Origin of the sequence: Erythrobacter sp., assembly GCF_024305245.1 — a bacterium.
Taxonomy (GTDB): domain Bacteria; phylum Pseudomonadota; class Alphaproteobacteria; order Sphingomonadales; family Sphingomonadaceae; genus Erythrobacter.
In genome coordinates this window covers 136661-155346 of record NZ_JAMWYX010000004.1, presented here as the reverse complement: position 1 = coordinate 155346, position 18686 = coordinate 136661, and the positions used below count along the sequence as shown (strand labels likewise).

The 18686-nt window shown below is 62.7% G+C and carries 19 protein-coding genes; 10 read left to right on the top strand and 9 right to left on the bottom strand.

Annotation, left to right across the window (positions count from 1 at the left end):
* Positions 1 to 215: 215 nt before the first annotated feature.
* Together Q0L48_RS07535 and Q0L48_RS07530 are read left to right on the top strand one after the other, a co-directional pair.
* On the top strand, positions 216 to 1067 hold the full coding sequence (locus tag Q0L48_RS07535) for an SDR family oxidoreductase (RefSeq protein WP_296719166.1): 852 nt from the start codon (positions 216 to 218) through the stop codon (positions 1065 to 1067).
* A 12-nt stretch (positions 1068 to 1079) separates the two neighbouring features.
* A complete protein-coding gene (locus Q0L48_RS07530; RefSeq protein ID WP_296719164.1) occupies positions 1080 to 2216 on the top strand; it encodes a mechanosensitive ion channel domain-containing protein in 1137 nt (378 codons plus the stop codon).
* 67 nt (positions 2217 to 2283) lie between these two features.
* On the opposite strand, the gene Q0L48_RS07525 is transcribed toward Q0L48_RS07530, so the two are convergent.
* On the bottom strand, positions 2284 to 2643 hold the full coding sequence (locus Q0L48_RS07525) for a PRC-barrel domain-containing protein (protein WP_296719161.1): 360 nt from the start codon (positions 2641 to 2643) through the stop codon (positions 2284 to 2286).
* A 120-nt stretch (positions 2644 to 2763) separates the two neighbouring features.
* On the opposite strand from Q0L48_RS07525, the gene Q0L48_RS07520 reads away from it, so the two are divergent.
* Positions 2764 to 3228, top strand: a complete 465-nt coding sequence (locus Q0L48_RS07520) for a DUF202 domain-containing protein (protein ID WP_296719156.1) — start codon at positions 2764 to 2766, stop codon at positions 3226 to 3228.
* 5 nt (positions 3229 to 3233) lie between these two features.
* Here Q0L48_RS07520 and Q0L48_RS07515 read toward each other — a convergent pair whose 3' ends face one another.
* Both Q0L48_RS07515 and Q0L48_RS07510 read right to left on the bottom strand, forming a co-directional pair.
* Complete coding sequence (locus Q0L48_RS07515; RefSeq protein ID WP_296719153.1) at positions 3234 to 3686, bottom strand: PA2169 family four-helix-bundle protein; 453 nt, start codon at positions 3684 to 3686, stop codon at positions 3234 to 3236.
* Between the two features lie 64 nt (positions 3687 to 3750).
* Positions 3751 to 3933, bottom strand: a complete 183-nt coding sequence (locus Q0L48_RS07510; RefSeq protein WP_296719151.1) for a DUF3008 family protein — start codon at positions 3931 to 3933, stop codon at positions 3751 to 3753.
* A 278-nt stretch (positions 3934 to 4211) separates the two neighbouring features.
* On the opposite strand from Q0L48_RS07510, the gene Q0L48_RS07505 reads away from it, so the two are divergent.
* Positions 4212 to 6407 (top strand): TonB-dependent receptor, encoded by a 2196-nt coding sequence (locus tag Q0L48_RS07505; protein ID WP_296719148.1) that lies wholly within the window; start codon positions 4212 to 4214, stop codon positions 6405 to 6407.
* Positions 6408 to 6477: 70 nt separating this feature from the next.
* Here Q0L48_RS07505 and Q0L48_RS07500 read toward each other — a convergent pair whose 3' ends face one another.
* The 4 genes from Q0L48_RS07500 to Q0L48_RS07485 all read right to left on the bottom strand — a co-directional run bounded on the left by Q0L48_RS07500 (position 6478) and on the right by Q0L48_RS07485 (position 9356).
* The gene (locus tag Q0L48_RS07500) at positions 6478 to 6732 is read right to left on the bottom strand and encodes a hypothetical protein (RefSeq protein ID WP_296719146.1); all 255 of its coding nucleotides are present in this window, start codon (positions 6730 to 6732) and stop codon (positions 6478 to 6480) included.
* Between the two features lie 89 nt (positions 6733 to 6821).
* Positions 6822 to 7997 carry a trans-acting enoyl reductase family protein gene (locus Q0L48_RS07495; RefSeq protein WP_296719144.1) on the bottom strand — a complete coding sequence of 392 codons (1176 nt, stop codon included), beginning with the start codon at positions 7995 to 7997 and terminating at the stop codon, positions 6822 to 6824.
* A 108-nt stretch (positions 7998 to 8105) separates the two neighbouring features.
* The gene (gene dcd, locus Q0L48_RS07490) at positions 8106 to 8660 is read right to left on the bottom strand and encodes a dCTP deaminase (protein WP_296719142.1); all 555 of its coding nucleotides are present in this window, start codon (positions 8658 to 8660) and stop codon (positions 8106 to 8108) included.
* Between the two features lie 300 nt (positions 8661 to 8960).
* Complete coding sequence (locus Q0L48_RS07485; RefSeq protein WP_296719139.1) at positions 8961 to 9356, bottom strand: helix-turn-helix domain-containing protein; 396 nt, start codon at positions 9354 to 9356, stop codon at positions 8961 to 8963.
* Between the two features lie 83 nt (positions 9357 to 9439).
* On the opposite strand from Q0L48_RS07485, the gene Q0L48_RS07480 reads away from it, so the two are divergent.
* The 6 genes from Q0L48_RS07480 (at position 9440) to Q0L48_RS07455 (ending at position 17896) form a co-directional block, all read left to right on the top strand.
* Positions 9440 to 10066, top strand: a complete 627-nt coding sequence (locus Q0L48_RS07480) for a cation transporter (RefSeq protein ID WP_296719138.1) — start codon at positions 9440 to 9442, stop codon at positions 10064 to 10066.
* Positions 10063 to 10866: a DUF3703 domain-containing protein gene (locus Q0L48_RS07475; protein WP_296719136.1), complete on the top strand. Its 804-nt coding sequence runs from the start codon at positions 10063 to 10065 to the stop codon at positions 10864 to 10866. The genes Q0L48_RS07480 and Q0L48_RS07475 overlap by 4 nt, the downstream gene beginning before the upstream one ends.
* 542 nt (positions 10867 to 11408) lie before the next feature.
* Positions 11409 to 12662 carry a TolC family protein gene (locus Q0L48_RS07470; RefSeq protein ID WP_296719134.1) on the top strand — a complete coding sequence of 418 codons (1254 nt, stop codon included), beginning with the start codon at positions 11409 to 11411 and terminating at the stop codon, positions 12660 to 12662.
* Between the two features lie 47 nt (positions 12663 to 12709).
* Positions 12710 to 13822: an efflux RND transporter periplasmic adaptor subunit gene (locus Q0L48_RS07465; protein ID WP_296719132.1), complete on the top strand. Its 1113-nt coding sequence runs from the start codon at positions 12710 to 12712 to the stop codon at positions 13820 to 13822.
* Between the two features lie 70 nt (positions 13823 to 13892).
* Complete coding sequence (locus Q0L48_RS07460) at positions 13893 to 17147, top strand: CusA/CzcA family heavy metal efflux RND transporter (protein WP_296719688.1); 3255 nt, start codon at positions 13893 to 13895, stop codon at positions 17145 to 17147.
* Between the two features lie 110 nt (positions 17148 to 17257).
* Entirely contained in the window at positions 17258 to 17896 is a 639-nt protein-coding gene (locus tag Q0L48_RS07455; RefSeq protein ID WP_296719130.1) for a cation diffusion facilitator family transporter, read from the top strand.
* A 22-nt stretch (positions 17897 to 17918) separates the two neighbouring features.
* On the opposite strand, the gene Q0L48_RS07450 is transcribed toward Q0L48_RS07455, so the two are convergent.
* Positions 17919 to 18242, bottom strand: a complete 324-nt coding sequence (locus Q0L48_RS07450; RefSeq protein ID WP_296719129.1) for a YnfA family protein — start codon at positions 18240 to 18242, stop codon at positions 17919 to 17921.
* Positions 18243 to 18367: 125 nt separating this feature from the next.
* Complete coding sequence (locus Q0L48_RS07445) at positions 18368 to 18655, bottom strand: YciI family protein (RefSeq protein ID WP_296719127.1); 288 nt, start codon at positions 18653 to 18655, stop codon at positions 18368 to 18370.
* Positions 18656 to 18686 lie beyond the last annotated feature (31 nt).

The following is an 18686-nucleotide window of genomic DNA, read 5'->3' as shown; positions in this document are numbered from 1 at the left end:
GCGAGTCGTGTCTGGTCGAATCAATCCCTAGCCCGCCGCATTCGCGCGCTGTCTTACATAGGTGAACCTGCAGGTTTTCGCCCGAATTCTCCCGTTTTCCGAACCCATGTTGTTGGGTTGGCGAACGCGCGCCCGCAGTCTTCGCGCGCGGCAAACGACATGCGTTCTGGCGCCCGACGATTCCCCACCCGAAACCGCTCTGAAGGATTCCACCAATGGGAAAGACCGTATCGAAATTGCAGGAAGGCAAGCTGCCAGGCAGCGAGGCCGAGCTCGATCCCAAGCCCGATTGGGAGCCGCGCTATCCCGGATCGGGTCGGCTCGATCGCAAGGTCGCGATTGTCACCGGCGGCGATTCCGGCATCGGCCGCGCTGTCGCCGTGCTGTTCGCGCGTGAAGGCGCGAATGTCGTCATCGCCTATCTCGAAGAGGACGAGGACGCGCAGAAGACCGCCGAACTGGTCGAGGCCGAGGGCGGCAGAGCCGTCACCATCGCGGGCAATATCGGCGAGCGCGACCATTGCCGCGAGATCGTCGACCTGGCGGTCCGCTCGTTCGGCCGGATCGACATCCTCGTGAACAATGCGGGCGAGCAGCACCCCGACAAGGACGTGACGCAGATCTCCGAAAAGCAGCTGCAGCGCACCTTCCAGACCAATGTCTATGGCATGTTCTACATGGTGCAGGCGGCGATGAAGCACCTGAAGGAAGGTGCAGCGATCATCAACTGCACATCAGTGACGATGTACAAGGGCGCGGACGAGCTGCTGGATTATTCCGCCACCAAGGGCGCGATCACGGCCTTTACCCGCAGCCTGTCGGAAAATCTCGTCGGCAAGGGCATCCGGGTCAATGGCGTGGCGCCGGGACCGATCTGGACCCCGCTCAATCCGTTCGGCGGTGCGAGCAAGGAGAAGCTGGAAGGGTTCGGCGAATCCACCCCGATGGGCCGTCCGGGCCAGCCCAACGAGGTCGCGCCCGCGTTCCTGTATCTGGCGTGCGAGGATTCCAGCTACATGAGCGGGCAGATCCTGCATCCCAATGGCGGGATCATAGTCGGCAGCTGAACCGCCGCTGCCATGATGACGCCATCCACGAACTTCCCCGCCATGAACCTGTTGCAGGACGTGGCAGGCCGTATCCGTGTCGACCGGTTTCCTGTGGACCGGGTCGATCTGGTCGATGCGGCTGCGGCGCTGGGAGCCGCTGCGATGCTGGCGCTGGCGGGGCTTGCCGTTCATGCCGCGCTGGTCTTCGTCGTCCGCCGTATCGTCAGGCGCACCCGCACGGCCCGGGATGAGGCGCTGCTACCGCTGCTGTCCCGGCCTCTGCGCTGGATCATCGTGGCGCTGGTCTTGCTGTGGACCGACCATATCGCGATGCGCAGCGAGGAAACCGCAGAGCTGGTGGTGACCATCGCCGGCACGGCGATGCCGCTGCTGTGGGGCTGGCTGGCGATTGCGGCGATCCGGCTTGTCCATCGCTATATCCGGATGCAGGCCGATCTGAGCGCGGTCGACAATCTGGAAGCCCGGCGCAAGCGCACGCGCGCCGACATCCTTGCACGGGTCGCGACGGTGGTTGTGGCGGTGATCGCGGTGGGTCTGATGCTGCTGAAAATTCCCGCCGTGCGCGAAGTCGGCATGGCGCTGGTCGCATCCGCCGGGCTGGCCGGGCTGGCAGTGGGCGTGGCCGCGCAGCCATTGCTCAAAAACCTGGTCGCAGGAATGCAGCTTGCTTTCACCGAGCCGCTGCGAATCGACGACGTGATCGTCTTTCGCGGCGAATGGGCGCGGGTCGAGAGCATCACGCTGACCTATGTCGTGCTGAAGATCTGGGACGATCGCAGGCTGGTGGTGCCGGTCGCCAATCTGATGGAAGAGCCGATCGAGAACTGGACCCGCGAGACCAGTCATCTGCTGGGCACTGTCATGGTCTATGTCGATCATGCCGCCGATGTCGACCGTCTGCGCGAGATCGCGATTGCGGCGGTGGAGCAGCATCCGCTGTGGGATGGGCGCGTGGCCAAAGTGCAGGTGACCGACATGACCGCGCAGGCGCTCGAAGTGCGCGTGTTGATGAGCGGGCGCGACGGCAGCGAATTGTTCGAATTGCGCTGCGATGTGCGGGAGGCCGTCACCGGGTTCATCGCCAGAGAATTGTCCGGCAGCCTCAACCGCAGCCGCGTGGCATTGGAACCGCCGGAGAAAAGCTGAGCATCAACACGCCGGAAACCCGACTGCCCGGACCCTGTGGCCCGGGCAGCCGGTCTCCGGCATCGCGTCAGTAAGTCACGCCATAATGGCTGTAGACCTGCCGGTCATAGGCTTCGTTGTAATCCGGCTCCTGGCTCTGGTAACGCGGCGCGTCGTTGAGCTTGTCCTGATCGAGATCGACCACATAGCCGCTCTGATTGACGTCGTAGTCGAGCATGTCCCACGGGATCGGGTAGTAATCGCTGCCGATCCCGAGAAATCCGCCGAACTGCATGACGGCGTACTTCGCCTGACCCGATCGCTTGTCGACCATGAAGTTGTTGATCGTGCCGAGCCGTTCGCCCGACCGGTCGTAAACTGCGGTTCCCTCGACCTTGTCGGATGCGATGAGCTGTCCGGTTTCGTTGGTGTTGACCGAATTTGCCATGATGAGTTCCTCCATTTGTGAACGCCCTCAGGCTGCGGCTGAGGGCCAGCGGCGGCACTCACATAAATCAGCCTAGCCTATGTTGCGGCGGCCACTCGCCTGAACTGCCTTTGTGGCGCGATGGAGAGAGACAATGGGTCCGAAGATCGCGAAGATCTGGCCGAGGATCGCACCGATCTTGCCGAAGATCGTACCATCCTTGCGCATGAACGCAGCTTCGCCGGTTGGGTGCGCACCGGGATGGCGGCGATCGGGATCGGGCTGGGCTTCAACGCGCTGTTCGGCTCGATCGATCCGGTGTGGGTGCCCAAGGCGATTGCCACTGCGTTCCTGATCGTGGCGGCCTATATCTTCCTGTCGGCGGAGCAGCGCGCGCGGCGGATTCTGGGTCGCCTCGACACGCATGAGGTCAGCACGCTCACACCGGTTCGCATCCGGATATTGTCATGGTTGCTGACGCTGCTTTCGGCGGCGCTCGCAGCGGCGATCTGGCTGCTGATTCCGGAAACGCCCGGCTATTCACCCGGTAGCGGCGCAGAGCGGCAGCAGCAGCTGCAGCAAAGCGAACCTCCTCCGGGCAGGTGAGCGCTCTAGGATATCCGCTGCGATACCAGCGCCAGCATCTTGCCGTATCCGGCGGAGATCCGGCCATGCCCCGCTGCGATCACCTCACGCGTGTCGGGCGATGCGTTGCGATCTGCCAGCGCCTCATCGAAACGGTTGATCAGATACGTCTCTCCGCGCCGGATTTCTTCGAGCAGCGCGTCTTCGTCGCGAGCGGCGACGACCGATTTGAGATTGACGAACATCCGGTGGGCCCCGCCAAGGATACCGCCTGTTTCGCGCGGCTCGCCGCCCAGCACCAGCACCTGATCACGCAGCATCGCCACCACTTGCAGGCGCTCCATCGCCCGCTCGGCAAGCTGGCCCTTGAGTTCGTGATTCGCAGCCTTGTCGGCGGATTCGCGATACCCCTCGACACTGTCCATCGTGGTTTCGATCAGCGAATTGAGCAGCGAGACTTCATGATCTTCGTGGGCCACGGGGTTCCTCCTCGAATCCGCAAAGCCTAAGGCGGTGCTGGTTATGGGCAACATTGGCGGCCGCTCAGTTCTTGCGTTCGGGCAGGGATTTGCGGTCGGTGCTGGCAAGCTCTTCCAGCTCGTCTTCCGACATCGAGCTTTCCATGTCTTTGGAGGCGCCCTTCAGGCTGTTCTTGGGCTGATCGCCGCGCTTGGCGGCGAGAGCGGCTCCGGCGGCCTTTTGCTGGGCTTTCGATTTGGCGGGCATGCAGATTCCTCCAGAGGGACGGGGCGAACCGTCAGGATGTCCGGGCCTGCACAGGTTGGCCTTATCCCAAGACACCAATGTCAGTGATGAGTGGTCGCCGCCTCTGAAGCCGATGACACCGGTCCAATTGCTGCAGGGGCAAGCGGGCGCGAGCCGTTGTCGCATAAATGCCGCACCTGATCGGCTGCGACCGGTCGGACGGCGGTTTTCCGCTTGCATCCGCCGTCGACACTGATAATTGCATGATACGTTATCTCATACAAAGACCGGGAAACTCCATGACCACTCGCAAGACTCGTCTCGCGCCCTCGCACTTCGCCCTCGCCGCCGTGCTGGCCATCTCCATCACCAGCAGCCCTGCCCTCGCTGATGAGGCTGCCGAAGCGCAGGATCAGCCTGCCAGCGGCGAACCGCAGGTCGACGATGATGTCCATAACCGGCAAGGCGAAGGGCCGGGCAACATCATTGTCAGCGCCTCGGGCCTGCGCGAGCTTGACGTTCTTGCCGGCACGACCGTGCTTGAAGCGCGCGACATCCAGCGCGACATGGTGGCCGGACAGATCGGCGACCTGCTGACCAAGATTCCCGGCGTGTCCTCCACCAGCTTCGCGCCCGGCGCGTCGCGCCCGGTGCTGCGCGGCCAGCAAGGTGAGCGCGTGCGCGTGCTGATCGACGGGGTCGGCACCGCGGACGTTTCGAATACCTCGGTCGATCATGCGACCACCATCGATCCGATCACAGTCGAGCGGATCGAGGTGCTGCGCGGCCCCGCCGTGCTGCTGTATGGCAGCCAAGCGATCGGCGGCGCGGTCAACGTGATCGACAAGCGCATTCCCACCCGGATGCCTGACGAGGCGTTCCACCTCGATGCCTTCGGCGGGGTCGACAGCGCCACCAATATGCGCACCGGCGCGGCGTCGCTCGATGTCGGCGTCGGGTCCAACCTCGTGCTGCATGTCGATGGGTCATGGCGCGAGAGCGGCGACATCGACATCGGCGGATTTCAGGTGGCCGACGCGTTGCGCGCCGACTTGCTCGCGGATGCCGCCGAAGAGGAGGAAGAAGGCGAATTCGAGGAAGCCGAAGAACTGCGTGAAGCCGCCAACCAGCGCGGCACCGTGCCCAACACCGGCGCCGAAAGCTGGACTGTCAATGCCGGGTTCGGCCTGATCCTCGGCGAAAGCACCTTCGGCGCATCGCTTGGCTATTACGATTCCAGCTATGGCGTTCCCACTCGACCCGGCGCAGGCCACCACCACGGCGAGGAAGGCGAAGAGGAAGAGGGCGCGGAGGAAGAAGGTGAGGAAATCATCACCATCGGGCTCGAACAGTTCCGGGCCGACTTCAAGGGCGACGTCTATCTAGGCGAAGGCGCGTTCGAACGGCTGAAGCTGCGGGTCGGCTATTCCGATTACACCCACACCGAATTCGAAGGTGCCGAAGTCGGCACGGTGTTCGACAGCGCCAGCATCGAAGCGCGCGCCGAACTGGTGCAGAGCACTCAAGGTGCCCTGCGCGGATCGATCGGCCTGCAATACACCCATCGCGATTTCTTCGCAGAAGGCGCGGAAGCTTACGTGCCGCCGAACCTGACCGAGCAGTTGGCGGTGTTCACGCTGCAGGAATTCGGCACCGGCCCGATCCAGATCGAAGCCGCAGCCCGCGCCGAATTCACCAATGTCGAAGCCCAGACCATCGGGATCGAACGCGATTACGACACCTTCTCGGGCGCGCTCGGCCTGGTTTACGAAGGCTTCGAGGGCATCCGCATCGGCATCAACGGGTCACGCGCCGAGCGTGCGCCGAGCGCCGAGGAGCTGTTCTCCAACGGCCCGCACATCGCCACGCAGGCGTTCGAGATCGGCGATGCCGACCTCGACACCGAAACCGCGTGGGGGCTGGAAGCCTATGCGCGGGGAAGCATCGGCGCGGGTACATTCAGTCTTACTGGGTTCCGTCAGTGGTTCGGCAACTACATCTTCCTCAACGAAACCGGCGAGGAAGAGGATGAACTGCCGGTGTTCCAGTACCTTCAGCAGGATGCCGATTTCGTCGGGATCGAAGCGGATCTGTCCTATCCGATCATCGACACCGGAGCCTTCCGCCTGCTGACGGACCTGCGCGCCTCCTATGTCGAGGCGGAACTGGCCGATGGCACCGCCGTCCCGCGCATTCCGCCGCTGAGCCTGCTCGGCGCACTGGAAGCGCAGACCGATGCGTTCGACCTGCGCGGCGAGGTGCAGTGGTTCGACGATCAGGACCGCGTCACCGCCTTCGAAACCGCGACAGACGGCTTTACTCTGGTCAATGCGCTGGTCGCCTGGCGCCCGCTGGCGAACAATCAGAACGTCACGGTGCAGATCGCCGCCGACAACATCTTCGATGTCAACGGCCGCCGCCATGCCAGCTTCACCAAGGATTTCGTGCCGCTGGTGGGCCGCAACTTCCGCGCCAGCGTGCGGATGAGCTTCTGAAGCACCTTGCTCCGGAGCGGGTCAGAACGAGGGGCAGTCGGGCAACCGGCTGCCCCTTTTTCATGCGCTGCTACCCCAGCGCCACCTGAGCGATAATCAACATTTCGCCCGCAAGGCTGAAGCCGAACAGCGTCAGCACCGCGCTCACCGCCTTGAAGCTCGCCAGTCTGCGTCCCTGCCCCGGCTCGAGCGGGAACGCCTGCCGCAGCAACAGCACCACGTCGCGCGCATGCAGCACTAGCCACGCCGCCGACAGCAGCGAAAGCGCGCTCAGCAGCGGCAGCAGCACCTGAAGCTGGGTGAGGGACAGGGAAAAAACGGGCATGGGACGCCTTTCGTCACGACAATGCCCCTTTCCCTGACCAACGCGCCCGCCCGCCGCGTGTTCCATCGCGCAGCGGGCGGGCGCGCGGCTTACGCTTCGACCGCAAACGTCAGTTCGGCGTGCTCCTCCAGCCGCTTGACCAGTTTTTCGCCGAGGAAGCTGCCCGGCGTGCCGATGCCGCCAAGCTTGTCGCACGAAAGCAACCCGATGCCGGTCTCGCTCAGCATCCGGCAGGTCGAGCCATAGCCCGGATCATACCGGCCCTTGACCCCGAATTGCAGCCGGCCGCCATCGGGCATGTCGGCGACGAACACGACATCGTAGAACCCGTTCTCGCGCTCGTCCTTGGTCGGCCCCTCACCCGGCTTGGGCGGCTTGTTGCCGAACGGGTTCTTCATGAATTCCAGCGCTGCATTGGCCGCCGCCTTGCCCGCATCGCCGGGGCTGGTCAGCATCATCTCGTCATATCGGAAGTCGGTGCCGTAAGGGTGGCCGAGCAGGAAGTTGGTGCGGTGCACGTTCTTGGTATTGATCGGCGCCATCACGAACGGCGCGGACCACTTGCCGAGGTCTTCTTCATGGCTGGGGATCATGCCCGAGGGCTGATCCGGCCCTTCGAAACCGGGGGTGAGCGCAAAGGGGTTGCGCAGCACGTTGATGAGCGACGGGCTTTTCGCCGCCGCCTTCATCGTTGCGCCGAGGCTGGCTGCGGTGCCGCCCGAGAACGTGCCCTGCATCGCCCGCACGCGGCCACGGATGCGCGGGGCCGGCTTGCCGAACCGTTCGACGCAGGCCTTCTGCGTCATCATCACGCCAAGATCGAACGGGATCGAATCGAACCCGCTGGAAAAGCAGATGCGCGCGCCGCTGGCGGCAGCCGCGTTGTGATGTTCGGCAATTTTTTCGGCCATCCATGCAGGCTCCCCGCACAGATCGGCATAATCGGTGCCGGTCTTCACGCAGGCGGCCAGCAGCTTGTCGCCGTAAAGCTGGTACGGGCCGACGGTGGTCAGCACTACCTTGGTGCGCAGGCACATCGCTTCCAGATCGGCGCTGTCATCGGCATCCGCGACCACCAGCGGGGTGGTGGCAGGGGCGGCGATCAGGTCGCGGACTTCCTCAAGCTTGGCGAGGCTGCGGCCCGCCATCGCCCACTTGGGGCCGTCATCGCGGCTGCCGTAATGGTTGGCGAGATACTCGGCGACGAGGCGTCCGGTGTAACCGGTCGCGCCGAAGATGATGATGTCGAATTCGCGGGTGCTCATGTGATCTCTTCTCCGTTCGCCCTGAGCTTGTCGAAGGGCTGCTCTTCTTTGCGACCCTTCAACAGGAAAAGCAGGGCTTCGACAAGCTAAGCCCGAACGGAATAAGGGTCAAAGCTTCGGCAGCGTCACACCGCGCTGGCCCATATATTTGCCCGCGCGGTCCTTGTAACTGACCTCGCAGCGTTCGTTGCCCTTCAGGAACAGGAACTGGCACGCGCCTTCGTTGGCGTAGATTTTCGCTGGCAGCGGCGTGGTGTTAGAAAATTCCAGCGTCACGTGCCCTTCCCAGCCCGGCTCCAGCGGCGTCACGTTCACGATAATCCCGCAGCGCGCATAGGTCGATTTGCCGAGGCAGATCACCAGCACATCTTCGGGCACCCGGAAATATTCGACCGTGCGGGCCAGCGCGAAGGAATTGGGCGGGATCACACAGCATTCGGTCTTGCGATCGACGAAGCTGTTGGCGGCAAAATCCTTGGGATCGACCACCGCGCTATCGACATTGGTGAAGATCTTGAACTCGTCCGCCACGCGCGCATCATAGCCGTAGGAGGACAGGCCGTAGGAAATCACCCCGTCGCGCCGCTGGGCCTCGACGAAAGGTTCGATCATGCCATGCGCCTGCGCCTGGGCGCGGATCCATTTGTCGGAGAGAATCGCCATGAGCCAAGGGATTCCCGATGCCGCGCGCCGGGGCAAGATGCGCCGCCGACATATCCCCCTTCCCGGTTGGCGCAAAAAGCCCGCAGCGACGCGACCTAACAGCGATTGTCACGAGAATTTCTCGGCTGTTGCGGTAAACAGGGGCTGCGACCCGAGGGGCATTGAGCCCCAGACTTCATGCCCCTGCCTCGCGGCAGGGGCCTTTTTTGCGCCAACCGCCCGTCCGCTTCGAGGCGATTTGCGACTAAGCCTGCCGTTCGGCTTTCGACCCCTGAGCTGCCGCTCGCAGATGATGTCCCACTAACAAGCACGCGGCCCGAGCGTCTCGATGATCTTGCAGTCGGCGACTGTTCCGTGACGGCAGGATCCGATCACCCGGTCGAGTTCGCCGCGCAGAGCGCTCAGATCGGCGATTTTGCGGTCAATCTCGGTGAGGTGAACGCGCGCGATACCGTCAACTGCTTCGCAGGATTGGGCCTTGTCATCCGACAGAGCCAGCAGTTCGCGCACCGCTTCGAGCGTAAAACCGAGATCGCGGGCGCGGCGGATGAACGACAGGCGTGCCAAGTGATCATTGCCAAAGGCACGGTAATTCGCGCTTGTCCGAGCGGGCGGAGGCAGCAGCCCGATTTTTTCATAGTAGCGCACGGTCTCGACCTTGGTCGCCGTGGCGCTCGCGAGCTCGCCAATTTTCATTGTCACTCCTTCGGGCTTGACCCTGTAGTTGCTACAGGGCGTAGATAGAGTGCCGACTCGCAGATTGTCGAGAAGGTAAGATGATGGCTGATGATTGCTGCAAGTTCGCGTGCGGAACGACGGCAACGCTGAATGACCCGCGCTGGCGCAGGGCTTTGTGGATCGCGCTCGGCGTCAACGCCGGCATGTTCGCGGTGGAAATGGCAGCAGGGGCCGCTGCTGACAGCCGTGCATTGCAGGCTGATGCACTCGATTTTCTGGGCGATGCTGCCAATTATGCGATCAGTCTGCTGGTCGCCGGCATGGCGCTGGCATGGCGGGCCCGGGCCGCGCTGGCCAAGGGTCTTACCCTCATCGGTCTGGGTGGCTGGGTGATGATCACGGCTGTTCTGGCGGCGCTTGGCGGCGCTGCACCCGAGCCTGAATTAATGGGGATCATCGGTGCGCTCGCGCTCGCAGCCAACACCGGTGTCGCCATCATGCTCTATCGCTTCCGCACCGGAGACGCGAACATGCGTTCGGTCTGGATCTGCTCGCGCAATGACGCGATCGGCAATATCGCCGTGATGGCGGCTGCACTTGGCGTGTTCGGCACCGGGACGGCCTGGCCCGACCTTATTGTTGCAGCGATCCTGGCGCTGCTTGGGATCAGCGGCGGCATTCAGATTGTCCGGCAGGCACGACGTGAGTTGGGGAGCGTTGCGGCATGAAGGTTTCCCGTTCGACACATATCGCGCTCAAGCCGGAAACTGTCTGGGCAGAAGTCCAGACGGCGGGCCTGTTGCAGCATATCGCGTGGCCCCTCGTGCGCTTCGAGCCGGTATCCAGCACGTCGTTCGACAGGTTTCGACCGGGTGGGCGCTACCAGGTAAAGCTCCGCCTTTTTGGCGTCATTCCGTTGGGCACACAGTGGATCGTGACGTCTCTGCACGAAGCTGACGGCACCGAATGGCCGAAACGACTGCGTGACAACGGGCGCAGTGCCCTCATCTCCAAGTGGGATCATTGGATCACCGTCACCCCGGATCCAAACGGGGGAACGCACTACAGCGATGATGTCGATGTCTCAGCCGGATTTCTGACCCCTTTCATCTGGGCCTTTGCGCAGATCTTCTATTGGCACCGGCAGCGGCGCTGGCGGGGGCTTGCCAAGAGCCTCGCGGCGCGGAGGGTGATCGCGGCCGAAATGGCGGCATACCGGTCAGCGGTAGAAGCGGGCGACGATGATCGTGCGTGGCACCATCTAGAGCGGGTGCATATCATGTCGCAGCCGCATTTGGGCCCGCATCTTGCCAGTCATGGTGCAATGCTGCGATTTGCGATCCGGCAACGTGATTGGGGCGAAGCGCTGGGTCAGATTCTCAGAATCATTCTGGCACCACTTGGCGCGCTGACGGGACGGCTGCCGGTTGGCAATACCGGGCGATCGAATGTGAGCGCTTTTGCGCCAATGCCGGTGCCAGATGATCTTCAGCTTGAAATGGATCAGCCTGATCAAGTTAACAGATGATGCCGGATCGTGCTCAGTTACGGTGTGACAATATAACCTAATATATTACCGACATATTTCGGCCTTGCTCCACCCATTTGCCAATGTTACTGGCGCAATCACGGCCATGACGCTTGCACTCCGCCCTGTTGCCCTGCGCCCTCTTGCCATACTTCTGGCGCTGGTGATGCTTGTCCTGGCAACGGTCGCTGATGCCGCAACCTGCGGGACTGAAGCCGGATTTACGGACGGGTCTGGAATTGCAACCACTTCCCTTCAGGTAGAAGCACCTGGCGAGAGTGATCAGGGCGATCCCGATCCCCCTGTCGAGCAGCACGGCGTATGCGCTCACGGTCATTGCCACCACGGCTCCAACGTAGAGGGCGCCGCGATTGGTATCGAGAGCCCGGAGCCTTTGGCCGTGCATTTGTCGGCACGCTTTGACCGCCTGCCTTCGGTTGATCGCGAGATCGTGAGCCCCCCTCCTCGAGTCTGACGCTCCACGCGCGCCGGAATGATTTCCGGTGTCGCTTTTTGAACGTCAGCAGAGGAAGTCATCCAAAATGTCAGCCATATTATGGCGGGGCGCCCTGATTGCAGGGCTTGCCTTCGCCACGTTATCGGAGCCTGCCGCTGCGCAGGAGCCGCAGATCGTGTCACTCGATGAAGCGCTCGACCGCAGCGGGGTCGCAACAGGCTCCGCGTTTTCCGACAGTAATCCGCGCCTTATCGGGCCACGCGCTGACACCGAGGCAGCACAGGCGCTCATCGGTCAGGCCCGCTTGCGGCCGAACCCCGAGGTCTCGTTTGAAGCCGAGGATTTTGCTGGTAGCGGGGCGCTCTCGGGATTGCGCGCGGCCGAATATACCCTTTCGGTCGGCCAGCGGGTTGAACTTGGCGGAAAGCGGGGTGCGCGGATCGACGCGGCCGAGGCCCAAGCCGACCTTGCAACCCTGAGGGCTAACCTCTCGCAGGCGGAGCTCGGGTTTCTAGTGCGCGAACGCTATATCGCAGCCGTTGCGGCGGCATCGCGCCTTGATCTTGCCCGCGATATCGTCGCGCGCAATGAGGAACTGGCGCGCATTGCGAACCTGCTGGTGGAGGTCGGCCGCGAGCCGCCGTTACGAGCCTTGCGGGCGCAAGCCGCACTTGCTGAAGCGCAGGCAGAGTTGCAAGCTGCGCAAGCGGCAAGCCTTGCCGCGCGAACCGGCCTTGCCGCTTTGTGGAGCGAGCAGGCCGCGCCGCCTGTGGTGCCGAGCGAGTTTCCTGCCATTGCACCGCCGGACCAGATAATGGCAACCAGTGCGCCATTGCAGCTGGAATTCGCGCGGGCAAACACAGCCGCCGCTTCCGCAGAAATAGCGCGGGAACGCAGCTTGCGCATCCCAGATCCCACCGTCTCGGCCGGCGTGCGGCGGTTCGAGGAGAGCAACGCCAATGCCTTTATTGTCGGCGTCTCGATTCCGCTTCCGATCAGCAATCGCAATCAGGGCAATATCGCTTCTGCCGAAGCCAATCTGCGCGCAGCAGCTGCCCGCGAAGCTGTTGCGCTCGCGGATTACGAACAGGCCGTTGCCCGCACACGCGCCGCCTATGTTGCTGCTGAGGCGCGCGTTGAAACCCTTTCCGCAACATCCCTGCCACAGGCCGAAGAAGCTCTGAGGCTCGTCCGCATCGGCTACAGCAATGGCCGCTTCCCACTGATCGAAGTGCTGGCCGCCGCCGATGCCCGCGATGCGATCCGCGAAGCGCTGATCACTGCGCAGCAGGACCGGGGGCAGGCCGCCGCCGAACTTATCAGGCTGGCCGCGCAATGAGGAATATTGTCATGAACCGCAGAACGCTGGCGATAGTCGCCGGAATTGTGATCGCCGCCGCAGCGCTGCTGTATTTTCTCTGGCCAGCAAACGAGGCTGTTGTCCAGCAAGACGGTGAGGCGGCCGAAGCCGCCTTGCCGGAAGGGCTTGTCCTGATCGGTGATGAGCAACTGCGCGCTGCCAAGATCAAGGTTGAGTCCGTGCAGTCCGGCGCCGCCGTTGAACTGGTTTTTCCCGCGACGGTTGCGGCCAGCCCGGCTGCGACTGCACGGATCGATGCACGCGCCACCGGTGTGGTGCGCAGCATCAGCAAGACTTTGGGTGACTATGTCAGCCAGGGTGAGACGGTCGCCCGGATCGAAAGCGCCGATGCTGCTGCGCTCGCTTCGCAATTGAGTGCGGCGCGCGCGCGGGTGACGGCGCTATCCTCCGCTTATGACCGCGAGAGACGCTTGTTCGAGGGGAACGTCACGGCCAGGCAGGATCTTGAAGCTGCCAGGGCCGACCTTGATGTCGCCCGGTCCGAACTGTCCCGTGCACAGGCCGCTGTCTCGGCAGCTGGGGTAAGCGGGGATGGCCGCTCACTGGCCGTTACCAGCCCCATATCAGGCCGTGTGACAACTGCGCCCATCGTGCTTGGTTCATATGTCGATGCGGGCGAGGAACTGTTTCAGGTCATCAATCCCGATGGTTTGCAGATCGAGGTCGCCCTGCCATCTGGCGATGCTGTCCGGATCAAGCCCGGCGATGAAGCTGCGCTGCTCGTCGGCGATGGACGGGAAATCGGTGCACGCGTGCGCTCGGTCACGCCTTCGCTCGACCCTGAAAGCCGCAGTGCAACTGCCATTCTCAATCTTCCGGGAAGCGTCTCTGGCCTCCAACCCGGATCTTTCCTGCAGGCCCGCATCCGTCCCTCGGGCGAAGTGGACCGGCGCAGCATCGCTGTTCCTGAAGATGCCGTCCAAGTGGTTGGCGGCAGAGACGTCGTGTTTGTTCGAACCCGACGCGGGTTTCAGGCACGTGAGGTGGAGACAGGCAACCGCTCGGGCGGAATGGTGACGATCCTTTCCGGTCTGAGCGCCGGACAAGCCGTTGCGACTGAAAACGCCTTCCTGCTGAAAGCTGAACTCGAAAAGGGGGAAGCCGAAGATGGGCATTGATCACACCGCAGCTCCCTCGCACGAGGATAGTCCGACCCACGGCAGTGATGATGGCCACGGCGTCATCGGCATGGTTCTCGCCATTGCGGTGCGGTTTCGCTGGGGGATCATCGCTCTGACTATCCTTGCGGCAGTCTATGGCGCGTTCAATCTGGTCCGCCTGCCGATCGATGCGGTTCCTGACATCACCAACACGCAGGTCCAGATCAACACAAGCGCGCCTGCACTTTCACCTTCTCAAGTCGAAACGCAGGTAACGTTCCCCATCGAGACCGGCCTCGCCGGGATCGAGGGGCTCGAAATGACCCGCTCGATTTCGCGCAACGGCTTCAGCCAGGTGACAGCGATCTTCGAGGAAGGGACCGACATCTACTTCGCTCGCAGCCAAGTGAACGAGCGGCTCGCACCGATCGGCGCATCGCTGCCCGAAGGCGCGGAACCTACCATGGGGCCGATTTCGACCGGCCTTGGCGAAGTGCTGATGTATACGATCGAATATGAGCATCCCGGCGGCAAGGGTGCGGCAACAGGCGAGCGAACGGGCTGGCAGTCCGACGGCAGCTTCATTACCGAGCGCGGCGACCGGCTCGACAGCGAGGTTGCCAAGGCCGCCTATCTGCGCACCGTGCAGGACTGGGTCGTGGCTCCGCTCATGCGGTCCATCGATGGCGTTGCCGGGGTCGATTCGATAGGTGGCTTCGAAAAGCAGTATCTGGTGCAGCCTGATCCGGCGCGGCTTACAGGTTATGGTCTTTCGTTCGATTCGCTGATTGAAGCGCTGGAAGCAGCCAATCTTGCGGCCGGAGCCAACTTCGTTGACCGAGCGGGCGAGGCATTGCTGGTGCGCGTCGATGCCCGGCTTGACGGTGTCGAGGCGATCAAGGAGTCTGTGGTGGCGACCCGCGAGGGCGTTCCCATCCGCATCGGCGATGTGGCCGATGTCGCCATCGGCGGCGATCTGCGCACCGGGGCGGCATCGCTCAATGGCGAAGAAGCCGTGGTCGGCACGGTTCTGATGCGCGCAGGCGAGAACAGCCGAACCGTGGCTGCGAACGCAGCTACACGGCTTGGAGAGGTTCGTGCGTCGCTACCTGAAGGCGTAATGGCGAAGATCGTCTACAACCGCTCATCGCTGGTCGATGCCACGATCGCGACCGTGGAGAAAAACCTGCTCGAAGGGGCCTTGCTGGTTATCGCAGTGCTGTTTCTGCTGCTTGGCAATATCCGGGCAGCAATTATCACGGCGCTGGTCATCCCGTTCTCGATGCTGCTCGCAGCGGTAGGGATGAACCGGCTCGGTGTGTCGGGCAATCTGATGAGCCTCGGCGCATTGGACTTTGGGCTGATCGTCGATGGTGCGGTCATCATCGTCGAGAACAGCGTCGCGCGCTTGGCTGCACGGCAGCATCATGAAGGGCGCTTGCTCACCCTCGGGGAACGCCTGACCGAAACCCGCCTTGCGGCACAGGAAATGATCAAACCGACCGTTTACGGCCAGGCGATCATTTTCCTTGTTTTTGCCCCGCTGCTCACCTTCACAGGGGTCGAGGGCAAGACGTTCTCGCCGATGGCGATCACTATGATGCTGGCGCTGGCATCGGCCTTCGTGCTGTCGCTGACCTTTGTCCCGGCGATGATTGCGGTGCTGCTCAACAAGAAGCTGACCGAGAAGGAAGTGAAGCCGATTGTCTGGGCAAAGGAGCGGTATGGTCCGGCCTTGCGCAAGGCGATTGCCCGGCCTTGGCCAGTGATTGGGGCCGGAGCAGGAGCCTTTGCGCTTGCGACTGTGGTGTTCAGCTTCCTCGGCAGCGAGTTCACCCCGCAGCTCGACGAGCGCGACCTGGCGGTGCAATCCCTGCGCATTCCCTCCACCTCGCTTGAACGTTCGCTCGCCATGCAGCGACAGGTCGAGGACCGCATTGAAGAGTTTCCGCAGGTGGAGCTGGTGTTCTCAAGAACAGGCACAGCTGAGGTTGCCAGCGATCCGATGCCGCCCAACATCTCGGATTCCTATGTCATTCTCAAGCCGCGAGAGGAATGGCCCGACCCCAGCTTGTCCAAGGACGCCTTGATCTCGGAAATTGAGGAGGCTCTCAGCGGTCTTGTCGGTAACCTTTACGAGTTCAGCCAGCCGATCGAATTGCGGTTCAACGAACTGATCGCCGGCGTCCGTGGTGATGTGGGGGTCAAGCTTTACGGCGATGACCTTACCGCGCTCACCGAAGCGGCAGGCAAAGTTGCCGGTGTTCTGCGCGAAGTGGAAGGCGCCGCAGACGTAAAGGTGCAGCAGGTCACGGGCTTCCCCACGCTCGACATTGCTTTCGATCGGCCGACCATCGCCCGCTACGGGCTCACCATAGAGGAGGTGGCCCAATCGGTGGCCATCGCTTTGGGCGGTCGGCCCGCGGGCATGGTGTTCGAAGGCGACCGGCGGTTCGATGTCGTTGTGCGCCTCGATGCTGCCACGCGCGACGACTTTGACCAGCTTGGTGCGCTTCCGATCGTGCTTGAAAACGGTGTGTCCATACCTCTGCGGACGCTCGCCGATTTCCGGGTGGTCGATGGTCTGGCAGAAGTGCGCCGTGAACAAGGGCGGCGGCTCGTGATTGTATCGGCCAATGTCCGCGAACGTGATCTGGGCTCCTTCGTCGAGGAAGCGCAGGAGGGCGTCGCGACGCAGGTCGAGATGCCCCCCGCCTCGTTCATCGAATGGGGCGGTCAGTATCAGAACCTGCAAGCGGCGCAGGCGCGGCTCGCTATCGTCGTGCCGGTCTGCTTCGCTTTGGTGCTGCTGCTCCTGTTCATGGCGCTCGGCGGATGGGTTCCGGCTCTGGCGGTGTTCAGCGCCATCCCCATGGCTTTGGCAGGCGGCGTCTTTGCTCTGGCCTTGCGGGGGTTGCCCTTCTCGGTCTCGGCGGCGGTGGGCTTTATCGCTCTTTCTGGCGTGGCGGTGCTCAACGGATTGGTGATGATGACGGCCATCCGACAGCGCCTCGACAAGGGCATGGCACTGGAGGAAGCAATCATTGACGGTGCGCTGGCTCGTATCCGTCCGGTGCTGATGACTGCGCTGGTTGCATCGCTTGGCTTCGTGCCGATGGCGATCGCGACCGGGACGGGCGCAGAAGTGCAACGGCCGCTCGCGACTGTGGTCATCGGCGGCCTGATCACCGCGACGATTCTCACGCTTTTCGTTCTGCCGGCGATCGCCAGACTTGTGCTGGGCGATTCCGACGACAGGCGCAGCTGGAGGCAGAAGTGGCGCGACGGCTTGCGCCGTCACGCTACGCAGGACGAACAGGGGGAGTTTGGCGGCCTTAACTAGGTGAAGTCGGGAGCCAACGCGATGTGGAAAGCTTCTGCACTTGACCATCGCGCTGGCGGCCATCCCGTCTGGTCTGAGCAGAATAGTCGGTGGGCAAAGGAGATAATGAGATGAGCGGCGAAGGCGACCTTCACCTCGACACAGCCGAAAAGCGGCGCACCTTGTGGATCGTCCTGTGGCTTAACGTCGCCATCGCTGTCGGCTTCTTCATCACCGGCATCGCGGGCGATTCCAACGCTCTGCTCGCTAACGGACTGGATAATTCATCGGACGCGGTGGTCTATGCGCTGAGCCTGCTGGCCCTGTCGCGTTCGCGAACCTGGAAGCGCGGCGCGGCACGCTTTTCCGGTATCATGCTGCTCGTTTTTGCAGGCGGCGTCATCGCCGATGCCATCCGGCGGTTTGTTGAAGGATCAGAGCCAGTTGGCATCATGATGATGGCGATGGCAGCGGTGGCGGCTGTCGTGAATCTGATCTGCTTGAGGCTGCTCAACAAGATGAGCGAGAAGGACGTCAATCTTCGCGCGGCGACGACCTTCAGCTTCAACGATTTTATTTCCAACGGCGGCATCATCATTGCCGCCATCATCGTGATGGTGTCCGGCGCAAACTGGCCCGATCTTGTGGTCGGTATCGCTGTCGCCGGAATAGCGCTATATGGCGGTATCGATATCCTGCGGGACGCCCACATGGACGTCCATGATGAGGATGGCACAGAGCATGAGAAGGGTGATCAGTTCAAACTGTGAGCGACGATCGGTCTTCCCTCATTCAAGCTGGGCGCGGTCCCCACAGAATGATCGACGCCCCTAATAAGCAGATGGCCACTCCGATAATGTCCCAACGATCAGGTTTGATCCCCTCAGCCATCCAAAGCCAACCCAGCGCTGAAAGAATATAGATTCCACCGTAAGCCGCATAGGTGCGACCAGCATGCTCAGCCTCGACGAGCGTGAGCAGGAAGGCAAAAAGGCACAGCGACAGAACGCCAGGGATTAGCCAGATCGGTGTGCGATCAAGGCGCAGCCAAGCCCAAAATGCGAAGCAACCCGCGATCTCGGCCAGTGCCGCACCGATGTAGATCAAATAGGTCATCGCGGTGCCTGTCTGACAGGCACGAACGGGTGTGGCAATCATTCGGAATCCATGGCAGGTTTCCACCCAATCCCGGTCATCAACCTCGTCCCAACCACTTCCCGAAAGCGGCCATTAGTCCCGGCCTAGGCCCAGTCGCCCAGCAGCGGGGTGAACTCGTCGACCCGGATCGATTGCCACACGCCGCCGGTGAGATAGGGATCGCCGGCGAGGATGGCGCGCGCGGCCTCCTCATCCTCCGCTTTCACGATCAGCAGCGATCCGATGATCAGCCCGTCACCGCGCTTCAGCGGGCCGACGATCACGAAATGGTCGGCATTGGCGTGAATGAAGTCGAGATGCGCCGGGCGGTGGATCCCGCGCAGGCGGCCGCCGTCTTCGCCATCCCGGCAGTGGAAGCAGAACATCCGCATGGCTGGTGATCCCCTTTTGCTCGGTTGCGAC